This is a genomic window from Nioella sp. MMSF_3534, assembly GCF_030732985.1.
Lineage (GTDB): Bacteria > Pseudomonadota > Alphaproteobacteria > Rhodobacterales > Rhodobacteraceae > Nioella.
This window is the reverse complement of sequence record NZ_JASHJX010000005.1, coordinates 73,999-86,239: the sequence shown is the minus strand read 5'-3', so window position 1 is coordinate 86,239 and position 12,241 is coordinate 73,999. Positions and strand designations below refer to the sequence as shown.

Genomic DNA, 12,241 nt, shown 5'->3' with positions numbered 1-12,241 from the left:
TCGAAACCGCTTTGACACGCGCATTCGAATGCGCGTTGAAAAGGGCCTTCGAAGGCCCTTTTTTCATGGCGCTTCGAAGCGCCATCCCACCCCGTCGGCAAGGGGAGCGCGCATCGGCAGAGACTGGTCACCTGCATTTCCGCACGTGAAAAACCTGACCAAAACGCTTGACCAACCGGGGCTTGGGCCTCAGGTAGAGGGTATCTGACTACCCACGCGAACAAGAGGGGCCCTTACAATGGCTTTTGAACTTCCCGACCTTCCCTACGCCCATGACGCGCTGGCCGATCTCGGCATGTCCGCCGAGACGCTGGAATACCACCACGACCTGCACCACAAGGCCTATGTCGACAACGGCAACAAGCTGATTGCCGGGACCGAGTGGGAAAACAAGTCGATGGAAGAGATCATCACCGGCACCTACAACGCCTCTGCCGTGGCGCAGAATGGCATCTTCAACAACATCAGCCAGCTCTGGAACCACAACCAGTTCTGGGAAATGATGGGCCCCGGCGACAGCGCCATGCCCGGTGAGCTGGAAGCGGCCCTGGTCGAAAACTTCGGCTCGGTCGATGAGTTCAAGTCGCAGTTTGCTGCTGCGGGCGCGGGCCAGTTCGGGTCCGGCTGGTGCTGGCTGGTGAAGAACGCCGACGGCTCGCTGGCCGTCACCAAGTCTGAGAACGGCGTCAACCCGCTCTGCTTCGGCCAGACTGCGCTGCTTGGCTGTGACGTATGGGAACATTCCTACTACATCGACTTCCGCAACAAGCGCCCGGCCTATCTGGACAATTTCCTGAACAAACTGGTGAACTGGGAAAACGTGGCCGCACGCCTCGCTGGCTGATCCTCTCCGGAATTCGTCAGAAACCCTTTGGACCCGCCGGTGCCATGCATGGGCGGGTCTCTTCATTTTTTCCTCTGCCTCCGTGACTTGACCGTCGCTTCTGCACGTGACACGGCTTTTGCGACAGCCAAGGGGACCGGACGGCCATGACCGAGATGCAAAAGGGCATTCTGGCCCTGATTCTGGCCTGCATCATCTGGGGTCTCGCCCCGATCTTCTACAAGGAACTGGCCCATGTCGCCCCGTCCGAGGTGCTGGTTCATCGCACCCTCTGGTCCTTCGTCAGCTTCGGTCTGGTTCTGTCCCTGCAGGGCAGGTTTCGTCAGATCGGCACTGCATTCGGGGACCGGCGGCAATTGGGGATTGCCTGTTTTTCGTCGCTGACCATCTCCCTCAACTGGTTCATCTTCATCTTCGCGATCGGTGTCGGGCGGGCCTTAGAGGCCTCGATCGGTTACTATATCTTCCCGCTCGTTGCCGTGGTGATAGGGCGGGTTGTGCTGCGCGAGAGTCTGAGCCATGCCCAATGGGGGGCGGTCGGATTGGCAGCGCTGGCGGTGACGGTTCTGACGGCGGGCCTGGGCGTTGCCCCCTGGATCAGCCTTGTGCTGGCCATCAGCTTTGCCACCTACGGGCTGCTCAAGCGCTGGATCGACGCAGGCCCGGTGGTGTCGGTGACGCTGGAAACCCTGCTGCTCACGCCCTTTGCGCTGGCGTTTCTGGCAATCTGGGGGCAGGGTGCGTTTTTCTGGGGCTGGTGGGAGGCGCTGCTGCTGATCCTCTGCGGCCCGGTCACGGCGGTGCCGCTTATCCTGTTTTCCTATGCGGCCAAGCGCGTGCCCATGTCCTCCATGGGGCTCATCCAGTACCTGAACCCGACGCTGCAATTCCTCGTGGCCTGGCTGGTCCTGGTGGAGCCGGTCTCCCACTGGCACGCCATTGCCCTGCCGATGATCTGGCTGGCGCTGGCGCTTTACAGCTGGTCGGTGCTCAGCCCTTCTGCGCGCGGTAGAGCCCGGACATGAGCGCGGGCACGTCATCCACGATCTGAAAGAAGTCCAGCAGGCTGGAATCGGCAAAGCCCTGGCCGACGATATGGGTCAGAAGGTCGCTTAACTTTTCCCAGTATCCTGCAGAGTTCAGAAGGAAAATCGGCTTTGAATGCAGGCCGAGCTGACGCCATGTCAGGACTTCGAAGAACTCATCCAGCGATCCGGCACCGCCCGGCAGCACCACGATGGCATCGGCATTCATCACCATGACCTTTTTGCGCTCATGCATGGTTTCGGTCACGATGAACGTATCCAGATCGCGCTTGCCGACCTCCATGTTCAGCAGGTGCTCGGGAATCACCCCGAACGTGCCGCCACCCGCGGCCATGGCCGCCCGCGCGACGATGCCCATCAGCCCCACATCGCCCGCGCCGTAGACGAGCCGCATGCCACCCTCGGCCAGCGCCGTGCCTAGGGCTTCGGCATCCTCGGCATAGCGCGGCGAGGAACCGGCACGAGAGCCACAGTAGACACAAACGGAATAGGACATGGGTGAACCTGACTTGATGGTGTTTTGACCCGTGATAGACCTGTTGCTAAGGTCATACAACTGCACCGGCATGTGGGGACGTGCCGGGGCCTGAGGGGAGAGCAGATATGGCAGCTTCGGCAGGGTCCGGACTTGGACTAGGCACGGTTGCGGCGGGGGTGGCTGTCGCCGCCGTGGTCGGCGTGGTCGGCTATCAGGTCATCTTTGCACCCGGGCCAGACCCGGTGCCGGAAGGCGTGCCGCAGGGTATCGCAAGCGATCCGGTGGCGGTGCCCGATCCCGATGTGACCGACCCGGAGGTGGTGGTCGCAGCCGACCCCCCCACAGCGACCCCGGCAGAGCCTGACATTCCGCCCGACCTCATCGCCCCGCGCTTCGACCTGGTTCGCGTGGATGCCGCCGGGGGGGCGCTGATTGCCGGTCAGGCCGAAAGCAATGCGGAACTGCGCCTGCTGCTTGACGGGCAGGAAATTCACCTTGCCAGCAGCGATGCAGGCGGGGATTTCGTGGCGATGTTCGATATTCCACCGTCCGAACTGCCACGTATCCTGAGCCTTGAGATGCTGATGGAGGACGGATCGGTTTTGGTGTCGGAACAAAGCGTCATCATTTCGCCGACCCTGCGCCCCGTGGGGGCCGCCACGGGTGTTGAGGTTGCTGAAGCCGACGCAGCCGGACCGGACGTGCCCGACGACAGTGGCATGACCGAGCTTGCCATGGCGTCAGAGCCCGACACGCCCCCGGCCAGCGGCAGCACGCCTCTTGCCCCTGCCACGCCCGATCTTCCTGAACAGACCGGCATTGCGGCTGGTGGCGAAGACAGCACCGCGCCGGGCAGCGAAAACGGCACGGAGGTCGCGGACTCCGTGGCGGACGAAACGCCAGCTGGCGCGTCCCAGCAACCTGCCGCGCTTGCGGAGGAGTCCGGTGGCGCAGGCGAGTCGGATCTGGAAATCGCGTCGCTGGAGATCGAGGAAAGCTCTGGCGGTGGCCTGAGCCGCGGCTTGCAGCCGGGAAATGCGGCGACGGTCACGGAAAATGCCGGTGCCGCCGATGCCCAGTCCAGCGGGGACGGTCCGCAAGAGCCGACACAGACGGCTGCGGGCGATGCCCCGCAGGTGATCCTTGAAACCGCCAATGTGCCTCAACCGGACGCGGGCGACGGGGTCGGAGCGGTTGAGGTGGCAACGGACGCGCCCTCGGCAGATCGTGACAGCCCCGAGATCGCGGGCGCATCGGGTGCGGACGATCCGGTAGCCCTGCCGGACGGGACCAGTACCCCGGTTGCCGAAGACAGCAGCCCGGAGGTCGCGACCGCCAGTCTGGAGGAAAACTCCGTCACTGTCCCGGAAGACAGTGGCGCCTCTGAGGTATCCGAGGGCACGACGGGACTGGCCGCCCCAGAGGGCGTGAGCGTTGCGGTTTCGGACATAGCTGAAGGGGACACGGACCCGGCCACAGCGCAAGGCGCGGGCGGCTCATCTGCGGATGTGGATATGGCGGCTTCGGGTGACGCTTCCGCTACTGCGCAGGAGAACACGGCGCAGGCCGCAGCGCAACAGACGGGCGACTCGCCCATTGCGGAGATGGACGCTGCGGACCCCTCCGCCGACTCGCATGGGCCAACGGAAGGGAACACGCAGCTGGCAGCCGCGCAGGACGCGGCAGATGTTCCTGCTGCGCAAGACGGCGCGGCGGTTTCCTCTGGCGAGGCCGAGACACAACCCGCTTCGCAACCCGATGTGGTTGCGGCTGAGGGTGGTTCCGGCGCGTCCCCCTCCGACCCGCCGCAAGTGGCGGCGGTGGACAGCCCGGAAGAGGCCCCGCAGGACAGCCCGGTGATGGAGCCTCAGACACCGACCGTTCTGCTGGCCGACAGCCAGGGCATCCGCGTGATCCAGTCGGGCGACGAGGCCCCGCAAGTGCAATCACAGGTGACGCTGGACACCATCGCCTATGATACGGTCGGCGACGTGGTTCTGGCGGGGCGTGGCCCGGCGGAATCGGATGTGCGATTCTACCTCAACAACCAGCCCATCCATCTGGCCCCGATCAACCTTCAGGGGGGCTGGCGCACGGCATTGCCGCAGGTCGATCCCGGCACCTACACGCTGCGTCTGGACGAGGTCAGCGCAGATGGCGCGGTGCAAAGCCGGATCGAAACGCCCTTCCTGCGCGAAGAACCCGAGGCCGTTGCGGCGATCACCTCGGCCTCGGGCGAGAATGTGATCACCGTTCAATGGGGGCACACGCTGTGGGGCATTGCGCAGCAGCATTTTGGCGAGGGCGTGGCCTATGTGCAAATCTACGAGGCCAACCGGGATCAGATCCGCAACCCGGACCTGATCTATCCGGGCCAGATCTTCACCCTGCCGGAACGGACCGACTAAGCCTCGCCTCGGCACATCCGCACATATGGGTCGCGCCCCGGTGATCTGGTCATTCCGGCGGGGCGGGCTTAGGTTGCGCGCAATGCTCCGCCATCTGTGACAGAAAGCCCGCTTCATGCCGCCCACCACCATGACCGACCACCCCAAGGGCTCCGAGGCCCGCCGCAGCGGTTGGCGCACCATCCGCAAGGTCGCGCCCTATCTCTGGCCCGATGCCCATCCATGGGTGAAACACCGGGTGCTCGCGGCGCTGGCGATGCTGGTTCTGGGACGGTTGATCGCGGTCTATACGCCGTTTTTCTATGCCGATGCGGTGGATGTGCTGTCGGGAGAGCTGTCTCCGTCCGGCATGCTGATGATGGGCGCCGTGGGGCTGACCGTGGCCTATGGCGTGGCGCGGGCCATGGCCGTGGGGTTCCAGCAGCTGCGCGACGTGGTCTTCGCCAAGGTGGGCCAGCGGGCGCTTAGGCAGCTGGCGCTGGAAACCTTCGAGCATATCCACGCGCTGTCGCTGCGCTATCACATCACCCGCAAGACCGGCGGCCTGTCCCGGATCATCGAGCGCGGCGTGAAGGGGGTGGAGTTCCTGCTGCGCTTCCTGCTTTTTTCCATCGGGCCGCTGGTGATCGAGCTTCTGCTGATCGGCATCGTTCTGGCCGTGCTGTTCGACATCTGGTATTTCGTCGTCGTCCTTGTGACTCTCGCCATTTACATCTGGTTCACCTTCGCGGTGACCGAGTGGCGGGTGAAGATCCGCAAGGAAATGAACGATCAGGACACGGATGCCAACCAGAAGGCGATCGACAGCCTGCTGAACTTCGAGACGGTCAAGTATTTCGGGGCCGAGAGACGCGAGGCGGAACGCTATGACAGCGCCATGGCGGGCTATGAGCGCGCGGCGCTGAAAACGGCCTATTCGCTCGGGTTTCTCAACTTCGGGCAATCGGTGATCATCACAATCGGGCTGGTGATCGTCATGGTCATGGCCGCCGTGGGCGTGAACAACGGCACGCTGACCGTGGGCGATTTCGTCATGGTCAACGCCTACATGATCCAGATCACCATGCCTTTGAACTTCCTCGGCACGGTCTACCGGGAAATCCGGCAGGCGCTGGTGGACATGGGCGAGATGTTCGACCTGCTGGAACAGCCCGCAGATGTTGTGGACGCGCCTGATGCGGCTGCGCTGAGCTGCGAGCGCGGCGAGCTGGTCTTTGAAGATGTGCGCTTCGGCTATGAGGATGCGCGTCCGATCCTGAAGGGCCTGTCTTTCGCTGTGCCACCGGGGCACACGGTGGCGCTGGTGGGGCCGTCCGGGTCGGGCAAGTCCACCATCGGACGGCTTCTGTTCCGCTTCTACGATGTCGATGGCGGCGCGATCCGCATCGACGGGCAGGACCTGCGCTCGGTCACGCAGGCCAGCCTGCACGCGCGCATCGGCGTGGTGCCGCAGGACACGGTGCTGTTCAACGACACGATCCGCTACAACATCGCCTATGGCCGCCCCGAAGCGAGCTTCGCCGAGATCGAGGCGGCAGCGCGGGCGGCGAAGATCCACGACTTCATCGAGAGCCTGCCGGAAGGGTACGAGACACCGGTGGGTGAACGCGGGCTGAAGCTGTCAGGCGGGGAAAAGCAGCGGGTGGGGATCGCGCGCACGCTGCTGAAAGACCCGCCCATTCTGCTGCTGGATGAAGCGACCTCGGCGCTCGATACGGAAACCGAGCGCGAGATCCAGGAAGAGCTGAAGATGATGGGGCAGGGGCGCACGGTGATCACCATCGCGCACCGGCTGTCCACGGTGGTCGACAGCAACCAGATCATCGTTCTGGAAAAAGGCGAGATCGCCGAGCGCGGGACGCATGAGGAACTGCTGGCCTTGAATGGCCGCTATGCCTCGATGTGGGCGCGGCAGGCGGCCGAGCGCGAAGACATGGCCGAGCAGGGCGCAGCCTGAGGGCGGTTTCGCCGCGCATCGCGCGTCGACCGGGGAGCGCTGCGCCTCAACCCCCGCTTTCGCGGGGGCCTCGTTGCAGCGCGTTGCCACGGACTTGCGGGACGGGCGCTGAGCTGTCCTGACCGCTGCGCGGGCGGCGCGTGAGGGATGCCTCCGGCGGGAGTATTTGGTCCAAGAAGAAGGGGCAAGCGGTGCGATCCGTCTGCCCCTTTTGCTTGTGATTTGGGAAAAAGGGCTTACTCCGCCGCGCGCAGCGGTGCATCGGTAGAGGCGTCTTCTTCCTCTTGCGGCGCGTTCTCGGGCACGGGGGCCTCTTCCGGGGCCTCGATGATGAAGACCGGTTGCGGTGGCTCTTCCCACAGAATCTCCGGGTGCCGGGTGCGGCGGGCTGCGCGGGCCAGCGTCCAATCCTGTGCACGCTGGCTGACGCCTCGCGCACCGAGACGCCCGATGGCACGGGCGAGCCAGCTCAGGATGGTCCAGAACCAGACCCTGAGTGCCAGCAGTGACGGGGTCAGCACCAGCGTCAGCACCGTGGCCACACCCAGGCCGAAGACCACCGCCGTGGCCAGTTGCTTCCACCAGAGCGCCGTGGGGCTGTCGACCGAGTAGCCGCCTGCCGCGAAGTCGAGGCTGATGCCGTACATCATCGGCATGAGGCCCGCCATCGTCGTGATGGTGGTCAACAGCACGGGCCGGATGCGCGCCTCGGCGGTGCGGGTGATCGCCTCAAGCTGTGGCATGTAGCGGCTGTATTCCTGATAGGTGTCGATCAGAACAATGTTGTTGTTCACCACGATCCCCGCCAGCGCGACGATCCCCGTGCCGGTCATGATGATCGAGAAGGTCTGGTCCATGACCAGCATGCCGATCAGAACGCCGACGGTGGACAGCACCACGGCGAGCAACACCAGCACCGAGTTGTAGACCGAGTTGAACTGCGCCAGCAGGATGATGAACATGAGCCCAAGCGCCGCCCCGAAGGCCTGACCCAGAAAGGCCTGGCTTTCCTGTTCCTCTTCCTGGTCGCCGCCCCATTCCCAGCTGACCGAGGCGGGCAGCGGGTTTTCGGTTTCCAGCCATTCGGTGATCGCGGCGATGCGTTCATTGGCGTTCACCGGCGTGAGGGTCAGGGCGCCCGTGCGCAGGCCCTCCTGCACCGCAAAGCTGGCTTCTGCGGCACCTGCATCTTCCAGCCAGCTTTCGCCGGTTTCCGTGTCGGTCAGCATCACGAGCCCGTCCAGAACATCGGCGCGGACGTTGAAAATGCGGCTCTGGTCGCGGCGGTCGATCTCGGCCAGTTGCGGCGCGGGGGTGCGGGTGACGAAATTGGCCAGCGGGACCAGCCCGTCGGCGGTGCGCACGCGCAACGTGTCGAGGGTGGACAGAACGCGGGCCTCTTCGGGGAAGCGGACGCGGATCTCGATTTCTTCGTCCGAGGTCGGCACCCGCATCGTGTCCAGCAGAATGCCGCGCGTGACAAGCTGCACCATGGCGCCCACGGTGGCCACATTGGCACCATAGCGGCCTGCGGCTTCGACATCGACGGTCAGTTCCCAATCGACGCCGGGCAAGGGCAGGGTGTCTTCCACCAGGGTCAGGGCGGGTGTGGCTTCGAACCGGTCGCGGACGATGCGGGTGGCTTCCTGCAGCTCTTCCCAGTTGTCCCCGGCAAGGCGCAGGTTCACGGGCTTGCCCGAGGAGGGGCCACGGGACTGGCTGAAGATCTCGGTCCGGATGCCGGGGATCTGGTCAAGATCGGCCTGCATGCCTGCGAGGATCGCGTCGCCATCATAGGCCGGGTCGATCACGGTTCGGGGGAACTGGATCAGACCGCCAAGCAAGGATACGGGCGCATCCAGAACGGGCCGTTCGTCCCAGGGCAGCAGGTCGAACTGGACCTGTCCGATCGTATCGCGGGGTTGTTCGGCCCCGCCGGTATTGTTGTTCAGCCCGCCCTGACCGGAAAAGGCAAACACATCGCGCACGCCTTCGGTGGCCAGAACTCTCGCCTCGACCTGACGCACCAGCAGGTCCATCTCCTCGACCGACAGGTTGCCGCGCGCCCGGACATAGACGATGCCGTTCTCGGGCTCTGACTCAACGAAGAACTCGACACCGTTATTATTGGCCTGGAAGTAGACGAAGACGCTGACCACGAAGAAGATGACCGCACCGATCGTGACCAGCGGCATCACCGGATTGCCGACGATGGCGTGGATGAACCAGCCGAAAGGGCTGCGCCGATAGCCCGCGCGGATACGCTTCTGTTTGCGATGAATGGCGACAGAGCCGATCATGACAGACATGAGCGAGGCCGCCGCCACGAACATGACCATGCCCGGCAGCATCTGGCGGAAGGCCGAGGCCGTGGGATCGGCCGGGACCAGCTCGCCGGGGCTGATGGTTTCCAGCGCGGCAAGGAACATCAGGTAACCGGCACCCGCAGTCAGCAGCGACCGAACCGGCCACCACGGGATCAGCGCCTTGACGACGGCGGTGCCGTTGTCGATCAGCCGCGAATAGCGGGCGGCAACGCCGCCCAGAACCGGCAGGTAGATCAGCGCCACGATCAGCGAGGCCGACAGCACGAAGATCAGCGTCACGGGCAGCATGCCCATGAATTCGCCGGGCACGCCGGGCCAGAACAGCATCGGCAGGAAGGCGCAAAGCGTCGTGGCGGTGGAACTGACGATCGGCCAGAACATCCGCTTGGCCGCATCCGTATAGGCCTGCATGGGGCGCGCGCCCTCTGCCAGGCGTTTGTCGGCATATTCCACGACCACGATGGCCCCATCCACCAGCATGCCCACGGCGAGGATCAGGCCGAACATGACGATGTTGGAGATCGTCACCCCCATGATGCCGAGGAAGATGAAGCACAGCAGGAAGGAGGTGGGGATCGCAAAACCGACCAGCAGGGCGGAGCGGGTGCCAAGCGCCGCCAGCACCACGATCATCACCAATGCGATGGCTGTCAGGACCGAGCCTTCCAACTGGCTGACCATGCCCTGAACGGTCACGGATTGGTCCAGCGTCGCGGTCACACTCACCGATTGGCGCAGTTCCTCTGGCCATTCGGCCTGTGCGGCCTCGATCTCGGCCCGGACCAGCGCGGCGGTGTCCATGATGTTGAAGCCGAGCCGCTTCACGACCTGCAGCGCGATGGCGTTTTCACCGTTGAACCGGGCGGTGCCTTCGCGGTCTTCATAGGTCAGGCGGATCTCGGCCAGATCGCCAAGGGTCACCACCCTGTCCCCGTTCACCTTGATGGGCAGGTTGTAGATGTCCTCGGTCGTGTCGAAGCTGGAGGGAATCGAAACGGAAATCGCCCCGCTGGCCGTCGAGACCTCGCCCGCTGCAATCAGCTGGTTGTTGTTCACGACCGCGTCGATCAATTCGCGCGCGGTGACGTTGTAGGCTTCCAGCGCCAGCGGGTCGATGACGACCTCGACCATTTCATCCCGGCCCCCGGCAAGCCCGGCCTCAAGGATGGGCGGCAGGGCCTCCAGCCGATCCTGAAGCTCCTGCGCCAGTCGCAACAAGGTGCGTTCCGGGGCCTCGCCAGACAGGGCCACGATGATGATCGGGAATTCGGAGAAGTTGATTTCGTTGATCGAATAGCTTTCAGCGCCGTCCGGGAACTGCGCCTCGGCAGCATCCATCGCCTCGCGCACTTCGGCAATGGTGGCGTCCTTGTCCCAGCCGAACTCGAATTCCAGGAAGATACCGGCATAGCCCTCTGCCGCGGTGGCAGAGATGGTCTGCAACCCGTCGAGATCCTGAAACTCCGCCTCCATCGGGCGGACAAGCAGGCGTTCGCTGTCTTCCGCCGAGATGCCGGGGAAGGGGACCGAGACGAAGAGGCCGGGAATGTCGATATCGGGCTCGCCCTCTTTCGGCAGGCCGATATAGGCGGCGGTGCCCACGACCACGGAAAGCACCACGAAAGCCACGACCATCCGGGCGCGTGAGGCGGCCCAGTCCACCATTCCCATCATTGCGAGAGCTCCTGGTAATGGGGCTGCACGGGCACGCCATCGGTCACGAATTCTTGTCCGACAACGATCACGTCTGCGGTGTCCGGCAGGCCGGCCAGCAGGACACCGTTCACCGTGTCACGCAGATAGGTCACCGGTGCGAAGCGGGCTGTGTTGGTCTCGTCCACGATCCGCAACCCGAGCAGGCCCTGGTCATTCAGGGTCAGGGCGGAAGAGGGCAGCAGATGCGCCATCTGCCCGGAAGACGCGATCAGGATATCCGCGGTCTGCCCGTCGCTGATGGACAGATCACTGTTGTCCACCGTGATTTCGACCCGGAAGGTCCGTGTCTGTGGATCGGCAGAGCGGCTGAGGAAGGTGACCGTGCCCACCACCTGCTGACCGGTCGCCAAACGGGCACCTGCACTGGCACCGACAGCGACCCGGCTGACCTCGGCCTCTGGCACGAACCCGACCAGCTTGATCGGATCGAGCTGGATGACCGTGGCGCAAAGCGATCCGGGCTGCATCAGCGACCCGATTTCGGCGGTGTCGCTTTCCAGAAGACCCTCGAACGGGGCGTAGATCCGAAGGTTGTCGATTTCCTGCTCGGCGCGCAGCACGGCGGCCTCGGCGGCGCTGATGCCGCTTTGAGCGGCCTGAATGGCGGCCTGTGCGGCCTGAACCCCGGCGGCAGCGGATTCGAGTCCGGCGGCGGCGGCGCTGACCGTGGCACTGGCCGACGCGGCGCGGGTGTCCGAGGCAAAGCCGCTTTCACTGAGCCGGCTGGCGGCGTTGGAGTCGATTTCGGCGGCGGTCAGGCTGGCTTGTGCTTCGGCCACGCGGGCCCGTGCGGCGGGCAATTGTGCCTCGGCCTCGGGCAGGCGGGCCTGGGCCTCCAGCAAGCGCGCTTCGGCCTCGGCCAGTGCGGCCTCGCGGGTGCCGGGATCTATCTGGCACAGAAGCTGGCCTTCTTCCACGAAGGCCCCGGCGCGGATCGGGTCAGATATAATGCGGCCAGACGTTTCGGCCCGCACTTCCACCTGCCGGGCGGCTTCCGTGCGGCCCCGAAGCAGAACCGCCGAGTCGACCTCTTCCGCGACCGAGCGGCGCACAACGACGGATACGGTGCCTTCTGGCAGGGCCTCGGCACTATCCTCTTGCGCAATCTCGGCGGCCGGAGCGGGGTCTTCGGCCACCGGCACTTCTGTAGGCGCGCGAAAACCGTTGGCGAATTCCACCAGACGCTCGCGCTCCATCACCACGCCGTAGATCGCCGCGCACACGAGGATCGCCGTTATAATCGAAAAAATACGCATCATTCGCCTCTTGTAGCGGGCCCGGTTCCGTCGGCCCTACATCTGAGCCTTTGGTCCCCGTTTCAACCCGCTATTACGCTGAACCAGTCCGTTTAGTTTACTTTTTGTGGAATCCGGCCGCAAGACTGAACTGACCAGTTTACTTTTTTGTGTTCCCTTCTGGATTTCCTGGGCTTGGACAACCCCAGACGGTTGCGGAGACTTGTTCC

The 12,241-nt window shown here is 64.5% G+C and carries 7 protein-coding genes; 4 read left to right on the top strand and 3 right to left on the bottom strand.

Translation table 11 applies throughout. The annotated features are described in order from the left end of the window. Positions 1–238 precede the first annotated feature (238 nt). Both RBB16_RS03640 and rarD read left to right on the top strand, forming a co-directional pair. Positions 239–844 (top strand): superoxide dismutase, encoded by a 606-nt coding sequence (locus RBB16_RS03640; RefSeq protein WP_306044850.1) that lies wholly within the window; start codon positions 239–241, stop codon positions 842–844. 146 nt (positions 845–990) lie between these two features. Continuing rightward, on the top strand, positions 991–1,869 hold the full coding sequence (rarD, locus tag RBB16_RS03635; protein ID WP_306044849.1) for an EamA family transporter RarD: 879 nt from the start codon (positions 991–993) through the stop codon (positions 1,867–1,869). Here rarD and RBB16_RS03630 read toward each other — a convergent pair. Then, entirely contained in the window at positions 1,835–2,386 is a 552-nt protein-coding gene (locus tag RBB16_RS03630) for a TIGR00730 family Rossman fold protein (protein WP_071689783.1), read from the bottom strand. The two genes, rarD and RBB16_RS03630, sit on opposite strands and share 35 nt — an antisense overlap. Before the next feature lie 107 nt (positions 2,387–2,493). Between RBB16_RS03630 and RBB16_RS03625 the strand changes: the two genes are divergently transcribed. Both RBB16_RS03625 and RBB16_RS03620 read left to right on the top strand, forming a co-directional pair. Next, entirely contained in the window at positions 2,494–4,776 is a 2,283-nt protein-coding gene (locus RBB16_RS03625) for a LysM peptidoglycan-binding domain-containing protein (RefSeq protein WP_306044848.1), read from the top strand. A 115-nt stretch (positions 4,777–4,891) separates the two neighbouring features. Continuing rightward, the gene (locus tag RBB16_RS03620; RefSeq protein ID WP_306044847.1) at positions 4,892–6,733 is read left to right on the top strand and encodes an ABC transporter ATP-binding protein/permease; all 1,842 of its coding nucleotides are present in this window, start codon (positions 4,892–4,894) and stop codon (positions 6,731–6,733) included. A 236-nt stretch (positions 6,734–6,969) separates the two neighbouring features. Here the strand turns inward: RBB16_RS03620 and RBB16_RS03615 are convergent, their stop codons facing one another. Then, the gene (locus RBB16_RS03615) at positions 6,970–10,734 is read right to left on the bottom strand and encodes an efflux RND transporter permease subunit (protein WP_306044846.1); all 3,765 of its coding nucleotides are present in this window, start codon (positions 10,732–10,734) and stop codon (positions 6,970–6,972) included. Further along, positions 10,731–12,032: an efflux RND transporter periplasmic adaptor subunit gene (locus RBB16_RS03610; protein WP_306044845.1), complete on the bottom strand. Its 1,302-nt coding sequence runs from the start codon at positions 12,030–12,032 to the stop codon at positions 10,731–10,733. The genes RBB16_RS03615 and RBB16_RS03610 overlap by 4 nt, the downstream gene beginning before the upstream one ends. Positions 12,033–12,241 lie beyond the last annotated feature (209 nt).

What these genes read in the sequence shown, in the direction of transcription:
- RBB16_RS03640 (WP_306044850.1), top strand. Translation starts at nt 239, where the DNA reads ATGGCTTTTGAACTTCCCGACCTTCCCTACGCCCATGACGCGCTGGCC.
- rarD (WP_306044849.1), top strand. Translation starts at nt 991, where the DNA reads ATGACCGAGATGCAAAAGGGCATTCTGGCCCTGATTCTGGCCTGCATC.
- RBB16_RS03630 (WP_071689783.1), bottom strand. Translation starts at nt 2,386, where the DNA reads ATGTCCTATTCCGTTTGTGTCTACTGTGGCTCTCGTGCCGGTTCCTCG.
- RBB16_RS03625 (WP_306044848.1), top strand. Translation starts at nt 2,494, where the DNA reads ATGGCAGCTTCGGCAGGGTCCGGACTTGGACTAGGCACGGTTGCGGCG.
- RBB16_RS03620 (WP_306044847.1), top strand. Translation starts at nt 4,892, where the DNA reads ATGCCGCCCACCACCATGACCGACCACCCCAAGGGCTCCGAGGCCCGC.
- RBB16_RS03615 (WP_306044846.1), bottom strand. Translation starts at nt 10,734, where the DNA reads ATGATGGGAATGGTGGACTGGGCCGCCTCACGCGCCCGGATGGTCGTG.
- RBB16_RS03610 (WP_306044845.1), bottom strand. Translation starts at nt 12,032, where the DNA reads ATGCGTATTTTTTCGATTATAACGGCGATCCTCGTGTGCGCGGCGATC.